We start from the raw sequence: 18752 nt of genomic DNA, 5'->3' as shown, positions 1-18752 counted from the left end.
GCGCAACACTTTTTTTGCCTTTTTTTATTTTTGAGTGAAAAACTTTGTAGATTGTGGGAAAACGGCTCATAAGAACAGCCGCGGCAAACAGTTGATACAGGGACAGGCTGCTGAAGAAATAAAAAGCAGGCGGATACTCCGCAAATGAAGTTTCCGCCTGTCCGCTGTATGCGATATAAAATAATAGAAAGAGAGTGAATTTATTACAAATCAAAAATCAAAAAAGCAAAAAGAACTGTGTGCGAAAATCTTTGAGAAGGTGCAGCTTCTCTGAGACATTTTCATCGTTATTGTTTCTTCTTTAATAGTATATCCGTTTTTTATCCAATCCCGCTTCTGTGTTGTATGCAGTACAGAAAAGCTGTCTGCCGCAGTTTTAAAAGCACACCTCCCGTAATGATTTATCGAGCCCTGTTACGGAACAGGGCTCATATCTCTTACCCGTTCCCAATCCTGTTTTATTATGCAGACAATTGCATTCACACTGTCTCAAGCAGCTTAAAAAGCGTTGTCCCGTCTGCTTTCCGCACATGACCAACCACCATGTCACAGGCTGTGCCGCTTTTGAACAGATGTAAATGCAAAGCTGCATCTACTTATATTAACGCACGGGAAGTTCAAAGTGTAACAATTTTTTTGAAAAAATTTTTATTACCGAGGTAAATGAATTTGTAATATTCCCCTGTCTAACATAACAAATATGAAAAAACAGTGAAGTTGTACATAAATACAGCAAAAAACGGTCAGAAATTTGCTTGTTCTGCATTGCAATTTGTGCGTTTTGATGTTAAAATGTTTTCAGTATGATACTAAATGTTTCATTATAAAGGCGCCGACATGACGGCGCAATGGAATAAGGAGGTTTTTTATGAGCAGAAAACAGGCATTCAATCCATATCTTCCCAGCTGGGAGTACATACCCGACGGCGAACCCTATGTATTCGGAGACCGTGTATACATCTACGGTTCTCACGATTTCTGGAACGGCTATGTATTCTGTATGGGTGACTACGTGTGCTGGTCCGCACCAGTTGACGACCTCGGAAACTGGCGATATGAGGGCGTTATCTACCCCAGAAACGCCGACCCCATGAACAGGGACGGTCATATGTGCCTTTATGCACCTGACGTAACAGTCGGTCCCGACGGAAGGTACTACCTCTATTATGTACTTGACAAGGTGGGGGTTATGTCTGTTGCGGTATGTGATGAGCCTGCGGGAAAGTATGAGTTCTACGGCTATGTTCACTATCCTGACGGTACGCGCCTCGGAGAGAGAGAGGGCGACGAGCCACAGTTCGACCCGGGAGTCATCACCGAGGGAGACAAGACCTATATGTACAGCGGTTTCTGTCCCGGGGGCGACAAGTCCAGAACAGGTTCAAAGGCGGTCACACTTGATAAGGATATGCTGACTGTTATCACTGAGCCGAAGGTCATAGTGCCGGGCAGCTGTTACAGCGCAGGCACTCAGTTCGAGGGACACGCCTTCTTCGAGGCTTCGTCCATACGCAAGGTCAACGGCAAGTATTATTTCATATATTCCTCGGAAGTCATGCACGAGCTCTGCTACGCTGTCAGCGATGAGCCGCTGGGTGGATTTGAATACGGCGAAGTGCTTGTCAGCAACACCGACCTGCATATCGGCACCTACAAGCCTGCGGATATGCCTGCCTGCCGCGGTGCCAACAACCACGGAAGCATAATCGGGATAAACGGTGAGTGGTATGTTTTCTATCACAGACATACCAACGGTACATGGTTCTCCAGGCAGGGCTGTGCGGAGAAGCTCACTCTCAATGCCGACGGCAGTTTCGGTCAGGCTGAGATAACGTCCTGCGGACTCAACGGCGGTCCTCTCAGTGGCAGGGGCGAATACCCTGCTTATATCGCCTGCAATATTTTCGGCAGGAAGCCCGAGGTCTATATCGGCGACCTCAATGCTCCGCGTATAATGCAGGACGGCAGGGACGGTGACGAGGAGACTGGATACATCTATAATATCAAAGACGGAACCAACATAGGCTTCAAGTATTTCGACTGCAAGGGAATTACCAGGGTCAGCATTACTACAAGGGGCTACGGAAACGGCAGCTTTGCCGTAAAGACTGCCTGGGACGGTGAGGAGCTCGGCGAGATAGAGATCGAAAACAGCAACGTATGGAAAAGATACACTGCCGATATCAGGATACCCGACGGTGTGAATGCTGTATGGTTCACCTTCAAGGAAAAAGGCAGCTCGGATCTTTGCTCGCTGTCCCTCGGTTCGTTCGCTCTGGAATGATTCGGACGCAGTAACAAAATGAAAAAATACGTTAAAAAAGCGTTACAAAACGGTTAATTTTTTGGTTTGTCTAACCAAATTTTGCGAAAAATATATGAAAAAGCATGGCTTTTAATCTTTTATTGCCTTTATTACAGATATTTATTGACAAACTGTATATAATATGGTAAAATTTACAAGGACACCAAAAACGGTGCCATACATAATTCGGTACAACCGTAAAATCAGTCGGACGGCATATGGATATGACAATTATGAAGTTATGTATCGTTCGGCACATATTCAGGAGGTAATGGTATGAAAAAAAGAAGAATTTTAGCAACACTTATGACAGCAGCAATGTTCGCTACTACACTTACAGGCTGCGGTGGTAACACAAACGAATCAGGCGGTTCTGCCAACAATAATGCTACAAATGCAGGCAATTCCGCAAAAAAGGACGATGTTCAGGAGATCACATGGATGTTCTGGGACGACCTTGACGCTACCGAGGATCTTATCTCTCTTGGCTACAAGCAGACTATCGAGAGATTCAACAAGGATTATGAGGGCAAGTATCGTGTAAAGCCCATTACCACAAACCTTGAAGAATACTACAACAAGCTCAATGCACTTGTTTCAGCAGGTGAAACACCTGACGTATTTATCGTAAGCCCCGGCCCGCAGCTCACAGACTATGTTGAGCCCGGCGTTGCAGCTCCCCTTGATGAATACCTCAACAAGGACGGCTGGAAGGATACATTCACAAGCGACGCTGTATTCACACAGCAGACATACGACGGAAAGATCTACGCTGTTCCGCTTAACACAGCAGCTGCCTGCTGCTTCTACAATACAGAGATGTTTGAGAAGGCAGGCGCAAAGGTCCCGACAAACTGGGACGAAATGATCACAGCTTGCGACAAGCTCAAGACAGCAGGCTATACTCCTGTAACTATTTCCGCAGGTACTGCATGGTGCCTCTCAATGGTAGCAGGTTACCTCTGTGAGGCAGAGGGCGTTTCACTTCCCAAGCTCGCTGACGGTTCCGCTTCATGGGAAGACGGCAAGCTCGAGAACGTAGGCAACAAGCTCGTTGAGTTCTCCAAGTACTTCCAGAGAACAGCAGCCGGCGATACAAACGACGTTGCTACAGCTAACTTCTACAACGAAGAGGCTGCTATCCTTATCCAGGGTTCATGGGTAATCGGTCAGATCAACGGTTCAAACCCCGAGTTTGAGTCCAAGTGCGGCGTATTCCAGTTCCCGGGCGTTGAAAGGATCATCGCTAAGTCAGACTCACTCTGCATGAGCTCAAGCACAAAGAATCCTGAAGCTGCTGCAGCTCTCATCAAGTACTTCACAGATGACACAGCTCAGAAGTACACAGCTGAAAAAGGCGGTAAGATCCCTGTAACAAAGGTTCAGTATGACGAATCAGTAGCTCCTAAGCAGCTTTCATACGTTATGGACGTATTCAAGGGCGCAAAGGGTACATTCGGCTTCTACAACGAATCAATGCCTACAACTGAGACAGGTGCTCACTTCGACGACACAATGGTTGCTGTATTCCTCGGCGACATGACTCCTGCAGAAGCTGCAAAGGACATGGAGGATTACTACAAGACTAACTGCAGAAAGTAATTTCTGACTCATTACTAAAAATCAATATAGGGGCGCGTACCCTGCGCCCCTATTTGTTTTAATTATTCAAAATCGATTATTTGAAAGGAGTTGATCCAGGATGGATAAAATGCTTAGGGACAAGAAATCCATACTTGTTTTCATGCTTCCCGCTTTCCTTTTGTTCACTCTGGTGCTTTTTATACCGATCGTTCAGTCGGTGTATTATTCATTCTGTGATTACAAGGGCATGACTGCTCCCGTTTTTATCGGACTTGACAATTACAAGAATCTGCTTTCCGATAAAACGTTCGGCATTGCTCTCAAGAACTCAATGTTCTTCCTCGTCTTCTCTTGTGTGTCACAGCTTCTCATAGGTCTTATCTACGCAGCTGTTCTGACAAACATAAACAAGGGGCGAAATCTGTTCAAGAACATAATCTATCTCCCCTGCGTACTTTCTTCGGCAGCCCTTGGTCTGATGTGGATGTTCATATTCAGCCCGAAGCTCGGTATCAACCAGCTCCTTGAAAAAATGGGCGTTGAGGAGCCCCCTCTCTGGCTGATGGATACAAAAGGCTCTATCACCCTTCCTATGTGGGTAATAGCTTTTGTTGCCCTCTGGCAGTATGTAGGTCAGTCAATGATGCTTTATATGGCTCAGATCTCAGGTATAAGCAAGTCTCTTATGGAGGCGAGCTACATCGACGGTTGTACAAAGCCTATGACATTCAGATACATAACGCTCCCGCTGATCAAGCCTATGGTAGCTACAGCTTTATCGCTCAATGCGATCGGCTCGCTGAAGTTCTTTGATCTTATATTCAACATGACAGAAGGCGGACCGAACCACAAAACAGAGGTCCTTGCAACTCACCTCTATCAGCAGGGCTTCAAGTATTTCAAATACGGCTATGCAAGTGCGATAGGTGTAGTACTGCTTGTACTCTGTCTGCTGGTAACGCTGTTTATCAATAAGGTCGTAAAGACCGAACAGTACGAGATGTAAGGAGGCACAGACAATGAGTTATTCAAAACCATTAACAGCTGATCTGGACTCTGCCTCCACGAAAAAGCTCTCACCGGTACAGATAGCGATATATGTATTTCTGGTGCTGATATCAATTACTTACATCTTCCCTCTGCTGTGGGTGCTGAATGTATCGTTCAAGACCAATAAGGAGATATTTACCGCTCCTTTTGCGCTCCCCGAGCACATAACATTCGATAACTTTTCCTTTGCATGGACAGCAGGAAAGCTTGGCATAGCTACGCTAAACTCATTCATCGTGTGCGTTACCGCTCTGATACTCAGCGCTATCATCGGCTCTATGGCTGCGTTCGGCATTGCCCGTATGCGCTGGAAGGGCGCAAAGCTTGCTATGACCTATTTCCTGACAGGTATGATGATACCGATCCACTGCGTACTTATCCCTCTTTTCACAAGATTTGCAAAGATGGGCCTTTCAAATTCCCTTTTAGGACTTATACTTCCTTATCTTACTTTCTCGCTTCCGATAACTATATTCATCATGACAGGTTTCTTCAAGGGCATTCCGAATGAACTTATCGAATGCGCCTGCATAGAGGGCGCGAATATCTTCCAGATATTCTTCAAAATATGTCTGCCGCTGAGCAGAACAGGTCTTTTTGTAACCGGACTTATGACTTTCGTCGGCAACTGGAACGAGCTCCTTCTTGCTATGGTATTCATCTCTGATGACGCCAAGAAGACACTGCCCGTATCGCTGTCAAAGTTCGTCGGACCTTATAATACGAACTATTCGCAGATGTTTGCGGCAATTATAATCGCGATCATTCCTACTATAATAGTTTACTGTGCATTCTCCAACAAGATCGTTGACGGTCTGACTGCAGGTGCTGTAAAGGGCTGATATTTTAAACAGGTGACGCCATATTTGTTATGGTGAGACCGGATATAATTTTATAAATACGATCTGGAGTTTAAGCAATGAAAGCAAAAATAACTATCAATGCCTCGGATATTATAGGTGATATCGATCCGAGGATATACGGCTCCTTTATCGAGCATCTCGGACGCGCGGTCTACGGCGGTATCTATGAGCCGTCGCATGAAAGCGCTGACGATATGGGCTTCCGCAGGGACGTAATGGAGCTTGTAAAGACGCTGAAGGTACCTGTTGTGCGTTACCCCGGCGGAAATTTCGTGTCAGGCTACAACTGGGAGGACGGTATAGGCGACAGGTCAAAGCGTCCGCGAAAGCTGGAACTTGCCTGGAGCAGCATCGAGACCAATGAAGTCGGCATTGACGAGTTTCAGGAATGGGCAAAGCGTGCAGGCGCTGAAATAATGATGGCGGTCAATCTCGGTACGCGTGGTGCGGACGAGGCGCGGAATCTCGTTGAGTACTGCAACCTCGACACAGATACATATTACGCTGATCTGCGCCGGAAAAACGGCTTTGACAAACCCTTCGGCATAAAGCTGTGGTGCCTGGGAAACGAGATGGACGGAAACTGGCAGATAGGTCACAAGACCCCACAGGAATATGCACGTATCGCCTGTGAGACCGCAAAGCTGATGAAGCTGACCGATCCTTCCATCGAGCTTGTTGCCTGCGGCAGCTCGGCTCCGACCATGCCTACCTTCGGCGAATGGGAAAGAACGGTGCTTCGCGAGTGCTACGACCATGTGGACTACCTTTCCATGCACAGCTACTATGGTAACCCTGACAATGACACCGCAGATTTCCTTGCGTCGTCAATGGATATGGAGCAGTTTATCATAGATACTGCAAAGATATGCGATGAGATAAAAGCGGAGAAGAAGTCCGATAAGGATATTATGCTTTCCTTTGACGAGTGGAACATCTGGTTCCACAGCATGGAACAGGATAAGCATATGGAGCCCTGGCAGATCGCTCCGCCGCTTTTAGAGGACATCTTTAACGTTGAGGACGCGCTTGTTGTAGGCTGTCTGCTTATCACGCTCCTGCGTCACTGTGACAGGGTCAAGGTCGCTTGCCTTGCACAGCTTGTCAATGTAATCGCACCGATCATGACCGAGACAGGCGGAAGATTATGGGTGCAGACCATTTATTACCCGTTTCTTCACTGTTCAGTCAACGGAAGAGGAAAGGTACTGCGTACTGCTTGCGAATGCGGCAGCTATGATACAAAAAAGCACAGCAATGTGCCGTATATAGACTGTATCACTGTAGAGAACGGCAGTGATGTCGCTCTGTTTGCAGTCAACCGCTCGGCTGATGAGAGCTGTGAGCTTGAACTCAACGGATTTGAGGGGTACAATATCGTATCTCATACAGTTCTGACAGACGATGATATGAAACGCTGCAACAGTGCAGATGAGCCCGATGCGGTCTCACCTGTGCAGCAGGAAGTAAGCGGCGGGGTCAGTCTCCCTCCGCGCTCATGGAATATGATAAAATTTACTGCTAAGTAAAAAAAACCGCAGAGCGAAAGCTCTGCGGTTTTTTTCATAAATAGTGAAAAGATAATAAATGCCGGATAGTTTTTTTAAAACTGTTCCCGTTTTGATTTTATACAACTTGTTCTCCGCTGTGCAGAGCGATGAGTTTTTCGCCCATTATTTCTTTCATCAGCTCAAAGGCAGGTTCGCCCGTGCAGTGTCCGCTGTAAAAAACAGTGTTCAGCTTTGTCAGCTCCCGAGCCGTCTGAACTATGACAGCCTTTTCGGCTTCGGTGTGCTCGCCCTCGCGCTTCATCATGTGGAATCCGCTGAGAACGTAATCGGGTTCGCTGCCGAAAAGCTCCCTGTAACGGTCAAGGATATTGAGTATACCGTTGTGAGCGCAGCCCGACAGCAGCCAGTGCTTGCCGTTCTGCGTGATGACAAGGCACTGCTCATGACAAAAATCGTCCTCGCCTTTTTCGCCGTTACGAATGCAGGACAGCTTCCTGTTGCCCTGGGGATAGCACCTTCTGCCTGTAACTCCGCTGAACAGGAACAGCTCGTCGTCAAGCCGCACATCGCCGTCTATTAGCCGAACATTCGGCAGCTTCAGAATATCCGTGTCAATCCCGATGTAGCGTTCACCGTTGTAGTGGGGTTCTGCCGCGGAACTCTGCATGATTATCCCTGCGTTGGGATTTAAACCTGCAAAGGGCAGGATACCACCCGAGTGGTCGTAGTGACCGTGGCTGAGTATAACTGTATCAACAGCGGTCAGGTCAACGCCGAGGGCTTCCGCGTTCTTCACGACTGCGTCTGTCTGTCCCGTATCGAGGAGCAGCCTGTGCTTTTCAGTCTCGATATAGATACTCAGACCGTGCTCGGCGATACAGCTTTCGTTTGCGGAAGTATTCTCGACAAGGGTGATTATTTTCATCAGTGATTACCGCAGGAGTGACTGCCGCAGCCGTGGTCTCCGCAGGAATGACCTTCGCCGTGTTCGTGGTGGTGGTCACAGGTAGGATTCGAGATCTGTGCAAGATCGTTCGCAAGGAAAGCGGCAACAGCTTCATCAGCGCTGCCTGTATTGCCGCCGTAGAGAGCGATACCGGCCTCCTGCATAGCCATCTGAGCGCCTCCGCCGATACCTCCGCAGATAAGTACGTCAGCCTGCGCGTTCCTGAGGAAACCTGCAAGAGCGCCGTGACCTGCGCCGTTTGTGCCTACGACCTGTTCGTTTATTATCTTTCCGTCGGCGATATCGTAGAGCTTGAACTGCTCTGTTCTGCCGAAATGCTGGAATATCTGTCCGTTTTCATAGGTAACTGCAATTCTCATAATTTTGCTTCCTTTCTGAATTATCTCCTCCGAGATAGTGTTGTCAAGTGTGTAATTTCCGCCCGAAATGACAATGCGTCTGCCCTCCACCAGTGCAGCGGAGAGTTTCTTTCTTGCGCTGTCGTAAATCGCCGTGACGGTAGTCCTTGCGACTTTCATCTCAGCGGCGCATTGCTCCTGAGTTTTTTCCTGATAGTCTATCAGACGTATGGTCTCAAATTCGTCAAGGGACATTGTTACCGTATCGTTTGCGGTATCCTGATCGGGCGCAAAGCTCCAGTAATCGGGGTAACAGCATATACGGCGGGACTTCTGAGGTCTTGGCATAGGCACATCTCCTTTCTGACTTATGTCGATTATATCACTGTTTTTGACTTATGTCAAGTACTGAATATTACCTCAAAGCAGAAACGGGAACAGCTCCAAAAGCCGTTCCCGATTTTCGTTTATTTGGATATGAGCTTGATGAATTTTCTGTCGTTCATCTGCTCGTTGGTAAGGTATTCGCCGTTGTAAAACAGCGCATAAGTGGTTATGGGAGTAGGAGTATTCTGCGCGTCTTCCTTAGTTCCGATGTGGACAGCCTTGAACGGCACGCCGAGTTCCTTTGCGGTCTGCTCCAGTATGGGAACGTACTTCGCATTAAAGGGACACTGGCTCGTGTAATAGAGGACGTAGCCCTGTTCGTCAGTATGCGGGTGCTTGGCGCAGTCCCTGAACCTCGGCTGCTCTGTATCGTCGTAGAAAGGCAGATACCACAGCTGTATGCCGTTATCAGCCTCGTCACAGACAGAAAATCCCTTGTATTTCAGAAACTTCGGCTCTGCGAGGAAGGGCTTCTTCTTTGCGGACGACAGGATACAAAGTCCCTTTTTGCCCTGGGCTTTGCTGTCCTCGATACAGGCGTTCAGCAGGTCGTTTGAATAGCCGTGTCCCTTGAAGGAGCCCGATACCCACAGGCAGTCGATGTACATATAGCCCTCGGCAACTATCGGGTTCCACGCATTTTCGGCAGGTATATACTCGATGAAGCACTTGCCGCGCTCGGTGCTTTTCAGGAACACAAGACCGTCGTCAAAGCGCTCCGAGAGCCACGCTTTCTTGGACGAGACCTGTATATCACTATTGCTGGAAATAGCGCAGCAGATATGTTCGCTTTCGATGTTTTCCTTTGTAACTCTGATGTATTCCATGACGTTCTCCTTCCGGGCTCAGTGCGAGAATTGCCGCCTGACGAAATATGTTTTTCAAATTATAGCACATATCAGCAGGAATATCAAGCAACATTCCGTTGCTCACAAAAAACTGCCGCAGGCTATGCGGCAGTCAGATGTTTATTCATCAACGACAGGTATCCATATCTGACTCTTGTAGTCAGGGGACGTCATATCGCCGTCGGGATAAGCCTCAATGTCCATTTCGTATGTGGGAGTGTAGTCCGAGGTGGGGAAGAACTCTGTACAAAGCTCGTGCCAGAGCTGCTGTATAGCTTCGGGCATAGGACCTGTACACTCGGCAACTACCCACTTCCTCGCAGGGATAGTGTTCACACGGAAGCCCTCGGGAGCAATTGTATCGGGAGCGCACTCCACAGCGATACCGTAGTCGAAGGTCTCGGCGTTTGTGTGACCGTTGCCGTAGCAGGTACCGTAGATATAAGTGCGGTCTGCTGCGTGTTCAAGCAGAGTATTGATAGTGCCGTCGGAGTGGGCTCTGCCCCAGAATCCGGGGACAGAATTCAGGTTCTGTTCGCCGATGACCGTGTGCTGCTCCACCTTTTCCAGCACAGTGAATGCGTCCTTTTTTACGATGTTATAATTCATAGAATTACCGCCTTTCAAAATGATCTGCACCTTGAAACGGGAAAATGAACGAAGTCTGCCGCCCTCGCGTTTAGCCTCCGTAGGCGTTATGCCGTGGAAGCGTGTGAACGCTCGGGTAAAGCTCTCGGGAGATTCGTAACCGTATTTCAGAGCCGTGTCAATGACCTTGACGTTGGGCTTTTTCAGCTCACTGCCGGCAAGTGTGAGCCGCCTGTTACGGATATATTCGCCTACGGTGATATCGCACAGTATCCCGAATATCTTCTGGAAATAGTACGGTGAGCACGCCGCCTGTCTGGCGATATCGGCGAGGTCGAGCTCGTCGGTGATGTGTTCCTCGATGTAGTCGATTGCTTTCTGTATCCCTGTTGCTAAGTTCATTCGTTTTCCCTCCTTTAGTGTAACTCTATTATAACATCGCAAGTGTGAGGTGTCCTGATATTTTGTGGCTTGTTGTGTCAGGAATTATAGCTCATTTTTTGTTTTTTACCATATGCATTAGAAGGTCCTGCATTTTTGTAGATGAAGAGCTTTTCGCGTCCGATATGCTTATTATTTCCTTTAGAATATCTCGGAAATCATTTTGCTAATTTAAATCACCATGGTCAAAAACAAAGAAAGAGTTTTTGATTTTGATAAACATATCAATTCACCATTGCCGAAAATCTCTCCGATAACTATTAAATCAGGAGAACCGTCTAACGCGTTATATTTATAATCGTCAGGTTTAAAAGCAGTTTCGAGAACGGAATGTACAAACAAATGAAGTTCGTGGACATAATTCTTTGTAGCTTCTGCTTTCATAAATTCCGAATACGCATTGTTCAACGCTTTTGGAATTATCATACTTGACGGAGAGATTTTTGAACATCTGCTTGCCCTTTTCAGTATCGCGGTGATCGAACAACCTGATACGGTATGAAGTTATCTTACAGTTTTTTGTGACAGAGACCGTTGGAAATCCTGTGCCTTTATTGTATCACAGCTCCGAAAATAATTCAACTTGTGTCAGATGTAGGACGAAATGTATTGACAATGTAATTGTATAGTGATATAATTCTTTTATTAAAGTTATTATATACTAACTGATTAAAAACTGTAAGGCATAAAAAAGAAGGAGTGATCACTATCCGGAATGCTCCGGATACGGTTATCGTGAATGTGGGAGCGGGATTTGAAAGAGTAGACAACGGAAAAATACTGAAGAGCGAAAAACACCACGATACCGTAAAAAATACCAGTGCACATTTCATGTCAGGTACTGATTCGGGACAGGAGATCGCTGACCTGACAGATGGAATAGAGTTTGTAGAGGAGCACAGCTTCAACGAAGAAATGAAAAAATACAGTATCCGCGGAAAGATATTTGTGCTTCTGCTGCCTAAAATGAATGACCGCTGGGCAACGTTCATGTTATAACAAGGTTGTAAACCATAAAAAACTCAAAGCATAAACCAGTTTATTTGTATAGTATAACAAATTTTATTCTGTTGTATTGACATTATAGGGGCTCTGTGATAATATATACAACGGCGCGAATACAGCAAGGAGCGATAATAAGCTCTTTGCTTATTATTTGATACAATTGTTAGCTTAATATAACAAAAGGAGGATATTAAATGAAACGATTACTAACTTTATCAGCAGTTATTGCAATGGCAGTATCACTGTGTGCCTGCGGCTCAAAGAAAAACAGCACGTCAAATTTAGAATCAAATGATTCTGCGGCTGTTTCCCAAAAGCTTTCACCTGCTGATCAGCTTCTTGAAGATGTAAAGGGAACTTATGACGAGCTGTTCACTGTTATCTGTGATCCGAAATACGATCAGGTATGGCTCGATAACTGCGAAAAATTTGTAGGCAAGGATATGGCTGAGAGTACAGCTGAAATGCTGAAGAATTCATGCACTGGTACATATCAACCAGATGAAAACACTTTTATAAAATTATACGAAAATACGTTAAATTTCCCCTGCACCAATAACGCAGCCTAAATATTCAGAGCTGCGTTATTTTTTTCTTTCTGGTTCATGCATATAAAAATGCACAGAGATTTTTATTTTTAAGCGTTCCTTTAATGATATATAGTCTCACTGCGAAAAGAAGTTTTAATTAATTTACTAAAATAATTTTACGAATATAATATTATATATCTAATGTTAAATAATCCATAAAAAACAGTTTGTATTTTAAAAATATCTATTAATAATATTGAAAGCAATAAAACATATTGACTTTGCTTTTCTTATACAATATACTAATAATGTATCAGCAATATAACATTATATAGAGAAGAAAGGAGGTATTATATGGGTAATTCTTTCACATCTACGCACATCTATGACAATGAATGCTTATCAAAAGAGCAATTCATAAAAAAATTCTGCGAGAAAATGTATGAAGATGGCTATGTAATCTGTGACAACAATGAAAGCGAGCTCTCATATATTTTAAAGTTTGCAGTTAATTGCAAATGGGTAACTATAGCTTCAGAAGCTTATGAACAAGGAAACGCTCTATCTCACAAAGATGCAGGCAGGATATCAAAAATGCTTGAGACAATCTGTGTTAACACAGTTGTTATCGATAACGACTGTGCTATCATAGAATTATACAATAAGAATGGTAAAAAAGCTGATACATTAACTATTGGTCGAGCTGATGATTATTTCGGAGATGATATACCGCAGCCGTCTGAAAATATATGGAAGCCTTTTTTATGCAATAATAGCACCTGGGAGCTGTTTAACGAGGTCAGAAACGGTGACTATGTGTTTGTAGAAGAAGGTTTATCAAAATTCGCGCCTGTTATCGGTATGGATGCCTGTAATATTACATTTGCGGCAGAAGATGCTGATGAGAGTGATAAAAATGTTGTCTTTCTTGATTTCAAAAAAGACAGATCGACTATAACAGTGTCTCAGGGTGAAAAAGCTACTGAAAAAGCGCTTTCTCTAAATGAAGCGTTTAAAAAGATTTATGGTGCAGAACTTGAGCCGATGGGGTTCGTTTATGCTAAAACTCAGAATCCTTGTTTCCTTAGAGCAGTCAATGATGATATAGTTCATATCATATGTCTTGCAGACAACGGTTCATCGTTAAGTATCCTTTCAGGTGCATTTACGCTTTACAGAAAGTGTATTGACCTGAACGATCATAAAACAGACAATTGGTGGCTTAGAAATACTGCTGATTTCTATGTTGCAGCCAATCCTCATGAATTTGATAATAATTATCGAAGTCAAATCATAACTTTTCAATTTGAAAAAGCCAAGTATTTATCGGTGTATTCTGCAGTTGAAGGTTCCTTGATTGAAGTAAAAAAATGGGTGCTTAAAGTGCTTGACAGTGTAAGCAGCTTGAAGGAATTTGTATATTATCAGAAGCTTGTTAATATTCCTCAGGAATACTTTGCTGTATGCGATAAAATCAGACCAGAAAGCATTGCTTCGTGTAGCGATGCTGCTATGGTTTTTGCACTGGAAGATCCCTTCTTTGTTCCAAAATATGTCAAGGAACAAACTTTATCATATGCAAAATACGCTTTAGAAAAAAATATTGATAACTTCACAGAGGAAAGATATGACGCTTTGGTTCAACGTGTCGAAAATAAGTATGATAAGGCATACGAGCTCATCTCTTATGTTATTAATAATCATAATTTTTATGAACAGACCTTGCAGGAACTGGAGCGAAGGAAAGCAGAAAACCGTAAAGTACTAAAAAAATATGGAATAAATTTTAAAAAAAAGGAACTGTGAAAATGAAAAGATTATTAAAACGCATATTATGCATTACTTTGATATGTGGATTATTATTTCCTTATATCCCTGTAAAAAATGTAAATGCAATAATCCTTGATCGGCCATATACCATCAGAATACAAACAGACCCGTTTCTTCATTCTTCATTCAACAGCTTTATACCTGAAATCAATGAAGAGTTATTAGAAGAAACTGTTGCCGACATGACCTATATTAATCAATACAATAAATGGGATAAGCTCGTTAACTATGACAAATTGTCATATGGAGAGATTCATAGAAGAGTGCAGGATCATATCGCTGGTCTTAAGTCTGTACAGCTGGAGAAGCCTTTGGAATTCGATTTAGATTCTGATAATCCCAAATTAAAAGATTATCCTGACTTAAAGAAGAAAAAAGAAGGCGATAAAGGAACTACTGGAAGAGCAGATGTGGCCTATTACAATGGTTTGAGTGATATAAATGACCTTTGGGAGGTAAAACCATATTCATACAGATCCAACCCTAATAAGGTTCTCGGAGAAAAACAAATAAAAAAGTACGTTGATCTTAGCAAGCCTTTAGGGGAGTATGCTTTAGGTGAAAAGGATAACCCTGGTTACATTAATACTGTTCCCAAAACTGAACCATTTACTTTTAATTTGGAACTCTTTTGTGCCAATGCTGAATTTACATGGATTGAAGAGGTAACATACCATATCTCATACGAGGTCAATAATAATTCATTGATTGTATATTATTTTGAAAGAACGCATGAAGATCATATTATAGGTCCTGGTTTAGGTACGGCATATGCCACAAAAAAAGCAATCGACGCTTTACGAAAGCTTCTTGAAAAATATAAGGATGATATAAATCTTCAGCCTGGTTTTGAACCTGTATTTCAGCCTGCAGTCGTTCCCGGACTCAGTCCGCAATTTTCTCTCAATCCCGACATGAGTCCATCAACAAATCCTGGCACTAATCCTGGAGAAAATCCTGCTTCAACTTCAATTCCACTGACGACAGCTCTTCCTGAAAGTACGACAAAAACAGTAACTACTGTTGTTGATCCAGCCGATTTCGTTTTGCTGCCAATGGAAGCAGTGATTTTTGTATATACAATGGCTCCTTTAACTGCAGCAACCTTAAATAAATTAAAGCATTGCTCATTAAGAACACTTGTGCCCAAGCTTACTGCAGCAGGTATCGCGTGCGGCGTAATTATGGGTTCGGCAACAACTGTTTATGCGGCAGACGGGGAGTGTTATAAGATTCCTGTAGATGACAAGACTTCAAAAGCAATTGAAGAATATGAAGATGGATTATTGATTCTCGAATCACTTGACATTACTATGGATGAAGATCCTGAAGCAATGGACGAAGATGAAATTGAAGAAAAAATTAAGAAAAAAGAAGATGAATACAATAAAGCCAAAAAGCAGACTCCTCCACGTGATCCGCTTATAATTCACTTTAGTAATGAAGAGAAAATCGTACTTACAAATCTTGATAACGGTGTAAACTTCGACCTTGATAACAATGGATTTGAAGAAACAACAGCATGGATAGGTACAGAAGAAGGTTTCCTCGCTTATGATATTAATGGAAACAAAATCATTGATAACGGTGGTGAGCTCTTCGGCGATAAATTCATGATGTCAAACGGTAAGATTTCATCAAACGGATTTGAAGCCCTTGCAAGTTTGAATGAAAATGATGACCTTGTTATCAACAAAGACGATATGGCATTCTCTAAGCTCAGCGTCTGGTTTGATTACAATCACAACGGTAAAACTGACAAGAATGAGATGAAAACTCTTGAAGATCTCAGTATAATAAACATAGGATTTGTCCCTGAAAGTGATGGCACTGTTCACATTGATTCAAATGTCCTTGAAGCAGAATCCGCATTAGTAACATTCAGTGATAATACTACAAAGAAAATAAGCGAATTTTGGTTTCCAGTTGATACAGTAAATACAACTCACGAAGGTGTTGCAACTGTAGGAAATGTTCCTAACTTTGAACATGAACTTGAAAATGATCAAGACGGACGCCTTACTTCATTATTTAATGCTTTCAGAGCCGAAACTAATATCGGTAAAAAGCGTTATTATCTGAAACATATTCTTTATCATTTAACAGGTGCTGACGGTATAGCTCCAAGCAGCCGCGGAGGCAATATTGATGCACGTGATCTGTATGTAATAGAACAGTTCATGGGAACTGATTTTGAAGGCGTTGGTGGAACGAATCCTAATTCTGTTGCTGCAGAAACATTAAAAAACATCTATGCTTCAATAGAGGATTTATATTATAATTATGTAAATTTCCGTACAGAATTCAGTGATCTTCGTTTGTTTACATATGTTATGACTAATGAAGACGGAAAAAAATATGTAAAATACGAAAAAGTCGACGAATTTATTGAAATTGGTATGATGACTAACCAGGATATAGATGTAACTGTATATGATTACGGAATGTACCTTATCTATCTTGACGACAAGAATGGTACAAATTCTTTCGATGAGTTCAAAGAAAAATACAGTGCAGTATCGGAGCATTTTTCGGATATACTGAATCTTATTGATAATTCGAGAACTGTAATCGGAACTTACGGTGATGAAACTATCAATGGCTCCTCATATAATGATATAATATTTGGTGATCTGGGTGACGATGTAATAAAAGGCGGTAATTCAAATGACCTCATTTATGGTGGAGACGGAGCAGATATACTATCCGGAGGGGCTGGTAACGACACATATTATTTCGGCTTTAATCACGGAAATGATATCATAAACGATACAGAAGGCAATAATAAGATCATATTTACTGATGATTTTAGTGTCGATGATTACACTTCTTCTGTTTCAGTAAATGGAAGCTTTATTCTCACAAATGAATACACAGGTGATACAATTACATTAAATGATTTTATATCTCATCCGTTCAATTATGAGTTTATGTCTTATAATAATGTTCAGACTATAGGCGGCGGAGACGCAAGAGAAGTTATTGATGGCACAGAAGGCGACGATGAGCTTGACGCAAGTGACGGTTTCAACATTTTCTACGGTAGAGATGGAAAAGATACTATCTATGGCGGAGAAAACATCGACTTTATGTATGGTGGCAACGATGATGATATTCTTCTTGGCAGAAACGGAACAAATATAATGTTCGGTGAGGACGGAAATGATACCATTGAAGATGGAGAGCATTCAAGCTATCTTAACGGTGGAACCGGGAATGATATATTAAAGGGCGCTGGCGGAAATGATGTTCTCGACGGCGGTTCAGGCGATGATTTCCTTAACGGTGAACGCGGCGACGATACATATATATTTGCGAAAGGCTATGACACTGATACCATCGCAGCTTCAGTAGGACATGATACTATTGTTATTCATGATTATCGAGTAAGTGACATGAATAATATTCGTGAAGCTAACAGAGATCTTACAATTAACTTTGGTAAGGATACCGGTGACAAAATAATCATAATCAATTTCTTCGGAAGTGTAGATGGACGTTCATTCAGCTTTGTATTTGATGACGGAACTGTTCTTGAAGGAGAAGATATAACTGCCAAAACAGCCCCTATATATGGAACAGACGGTAACGAAACGATCAATGGTACTTCTGAAGGCGATACAATCGACAGTGGTGCAGGCGATGATTACCTTTGCGGTTGCGATGGCGAAGATACATATATCTTCGGAAAAGGTTATGGCAATGATATTATCAGTGAATGGGGCAGTGATCACAGCTTTGTTGAATTTAAGGATATTAAATCTGATGAAATTACAATTTCAGTTGATAGTTCACAGTCATTAGTAATTATTATAAATGATACTGAAGATTCAATTAAGTTTGGTAGCTGGTCATGGTCATCTTCTACGTACACACTGATATTTGCAGATAGAGCAGAAGGATATGTTGACAGGGATACAAATGAGCTTGTTCTTACAAAGGAACCTGATTCTGTTGAAGAAGATATAGCTGAAAGTGGTGCTGATGGTTCAAAAGTTTCTGACAATTCTGTTGAAGAAACAGATGTTACAGAACAGGAAATTGATGAGGCAGCATAATTAAATAAGCAATCCGCAGGTATTAATTGATAGTACCTGCGGATTTTTTATAAATGTAATTTTAGATTGTTTAAATATCAGCGGTTTTATACCGGAAATACTAAGCAGCACTTTTTTCGAGTCACAGAGCGCACATACCACATCAGTGGTATATAAGTGCGCCCTTAGGTCAGGGAAAAGAAAAAAGTTGCAAAGGAAAAAGGAAATTTAGCAGTGACTATTGCTACGAGGATTCTTAACAATGCATAGAGTCTATGAAGAAAGAAATGCTCGTTTTTATTATCGAAGCAGCACTATCGCACATACAAAAAAGAGACCCGAAGGTTAATGTCATTAAGCTAATCGAATAATGAAAAGGAATCAGGAGTATGTTTGAAAATAAACGAGCATACTCCTGATAGTATTTATTAAAAAAAGGCAGCACGAAAAGACAGATCAGAGATCTGC

The 18752-nt window shown here is 42.9% G+C and carries 13 protein-coding genes; 9 read left to right on the top strand and 4 right to left on the bottom strand.

The features are described from left to right. Window positions 1-868: 868 nt before the first annotated feature. The 5 genes from IKW96_RS12715 (at window position 869) to IKW96_RS12695 (ending at window position 7331) form a co-directional block, all read left to right on the top strand. A complete protein-coding gene (locus IKW96_RS12715; RefSeq protein ID WP_296575512.1) occupies window positions 869-2284 on the top strand; it encodes a family 43 glycosylhydrolase in 1416 nt (471 codons plus the stop codon). Between the two features lie 297 nt (window positions 2285-2581). Further along, window positions 2582-3907, top strand: coding sequence for an extracellular solute-binding protein (locus IKW96_RS12710; protein WP_296575509.1), 1326 nt, complete (start codon window positions 2582-2584; stop codon window positions 3905-3907). A gap of 100 nt (window positions 3908-4007) precedes the next feature. Continuing rightward, entirely contained in the window at window positions 4008-4895 is an 888-nt protein-coding gene (locus tag IKW96_RS12705) for a carbohydrate ABC transporter permease (protein WP_296575505.1), read from the top strand. Window positions 4896-4908: 13 nt separating this feature from the next. Then, entirely contained in the window at window positions 4909-5781 is an 873-nt protein-coding gene (locus tag IKW96_RS12700) for a carbohydrate ABC transporter permease (protein ID WP_296575502.1), read from the top strand. Between the two features lie 77 nt (window positions 5782-5858). Continuing rightward, window positions 5859-7331, top strand: coding sequence for an alpha-N-arabinofuranosidase (locus IKW96_RS12695; protein WP_296575499.1), 1473 nt, complete (start codon window positions 5859-5861; stop codon window positions 7329-7331). 97 nt (window positions 7332-7428) lie between these two features. Here the strand turns inward: IKW96_RS12695 and IKW96_RS12690 are convergent, their stop codons facing one another. From IKW96_RS12690 to IKW96_RS12675, 4 genes are all read right to left on the bottom strand, one after another. Beyond that, window positions 7429-8238 (bottom strand): MBL fold metallo-hydrolase, encoded by an 810-nt coding sequence (locus IKW96_RS12690; protein ID WP_296575497.1) that lies wholly within the window; start codon window positions 8236-8238, stop codon window positions 7429-7431. Beyond that, on the bottom strand, window positions 8238-8966 hold the full coding sequence (locus IKW96_RS12685; RefSeq protein WP_296575494.1) for a DUF134 domain-containing protein: 729 nt from the start codon (window positions 8964-8966) through the stop codon (window positions 8238-8240). The genes IKW96_RS12690 and IKW96_RS12685 overlap by 1 nt, the downstream gene beginning before the upstream one ends. Window positions 8967-9085: 119 nt before the next feature. After that, the gene (locus tag IKW96_RS12680; protein WP_296575490.1) at window positions 9086-9832 is read right to left on the bottom strand and encodes an N-acetyltransferase; all 747 of its coding nucleotides are present in this window, start codon (window positions 9830-9832) and stop codon (window positions 9086-9088) included. A 141-nt stretch (window positions 9833-9973) separates the two neighbouring features. Then, window positions 9974-10843 (bottom strand): AraC family transcriptional regulator, encoded by an 870-nt coding sequence (locus tag IKW96_RS12675; protein ID WP_296575487.1) that lies wholly within the window; start codon window positions 10841-10843, stop codon window positions 9974-9976. 738 nt (window positions 10844-11581) lie between these two features. On the opposite strand from IKW96_RS12675, the gene IKW96_RS12670 reads away from it, so the two are divergent. The 4 genes from IKW96_RS12670 to IKW96_RS12655 all read left to right on the top strand — a co-directional run bounded on the left by IKW96_RS12670 (window position 11582) and on the right by IKW96_RS12655 (window position 18305). After that, the gene (locus IKW96_RS12670; protein WP_296575484.1) at window positions 11582-11881 is read left to right on the top strand and encodes a hypothetical protein; all 300 of its coding nucleotides are present in this window, start codon (window positions 11582-11584) and stop codon (window positions 11879-11881) included. Window positions 11882-12081: 200 nt separating this feature from the next. Next, a complete protein-coding gene (locus IKW96_RS12665; protein ID WP_296575481.1) occupies window positions 12082-12456 on the top strand; it encodes a hypothetical protein in 375 nt (124 codons plus the stop codon). Between the two features lie 315 nt (window positions 12457-12771). Continuing rightward, window positions 12772-14223, top strand: coding sequence for a hypothetical protein (locus IKW96_RS12660; RefSeq protein WP_296575478.1), 1452 nt, complete (start codon window positions 12772-12774; stop codon window positions 14221-14223). 2 nt (window positions 14224-14225) lie between these two features. Next, entirely contained in the window at window positions 14226-18305 is a 4080-nt protein-coding gene (locus IKW96_RS12655) for a calcium-binding protein (RefSeq protein WP_296575475.1), read from the top strand. Window positions 18306-18752: the final 447 nt, after the last annotated feature.

Origin of the sequence: Ruminococcus sp. (genome assembly GCF_017549005.1) — a bacterium.
Taxonomy (GTDB): Bacteria; Bacillota; Clostridia; order Oscillospirales; family Ruminococcaceae; genus Ruminococcus.
The sequence above is the reverse complement of the archived record's forward strand: the minus strand, read 5'-3'. Positions and strand labels throughout refer to the sequence as shown.

Coding starts and splice junctions, on each gene's coding strand:
- IKW96_RS12715 (WP_296575512.1), top strand. CDS start 869: ATGAGCAGAAAACAGGCATTCAATCCATATCTTCCCAGCTGGGAGTAC.
- IKW96_RS12710 (WP_296575509.1), top strand. CDS start 2,582: ATGAAAAAAAGAAGAATTTTAGCAACACTTATGACAGCAGCAATGTTC.
- IKW96_RS12705 (WP_296575505.1), top strand. CDS start 4,008: ATGGATAAAATGCTTAGGGACAAGAAATCCATACTTGTTTTCATGCTT.
- IKW96_RS12700 (WP_296575502.1), top strand. CDS start 4,909: ATGAGTTATTCAAAACCATTAACAGCTGATCTGGACTCTGCCTCCACG.
- IKW96_RS12695 (WP_296575499.1), top strand. CDS start 5,859: ATGAAAGCAAAAATAACTATCAATGCCTCGGATATTATAGGTGATATC.
- IKW96_RS12690 (WP_296575497.1), bottom strand. CDS start 8,238: ATGAAAATAATCACCCTTGTCGAGAATACTTCCGCAAACGAAAGCTGT.
- IKW96_RS12685 (WP_296575494.1), bottom strand. CDS start 8,966: ATGCCAAGACCTCAGAAGTCCCGCCGTATATGCTGTTACCCCGATTAC.
- IKW96_RS12680 (WP_296575490.1), bottom strand. CDS start 9,832: ATGGAATACATCAGAGTTACAAAGGAAAACATCGAAAGCGAACATATC.
- IKW96_RS12675 (WP_296575487.1), bottom strand. CDS start 10,843: ATGAACTTAGCAACAGGGATACAGAAAGCAATCGACTACATCGAGGAA.
- IKW96_RS12665 (WP_296575481.1), top strand. CDS start 12,082: ATGAAACGATTACTAACTTTATCAGCAGTTATTGCAATGGCAGTATCA.
- IKW96_RS12660 (WP_296575478.1), top strand. CDS start 12,772: ATGGGTAATTCTTTCACATCTACGCACATCTATGACAATGAATGCTTA.
- IKW96_RS12655 (WP_296575475.1), top strand. CDS start 14,226: ATGAAAAGATTATTAAAACGCATATTATGCATTACTTTGATATGTGGA.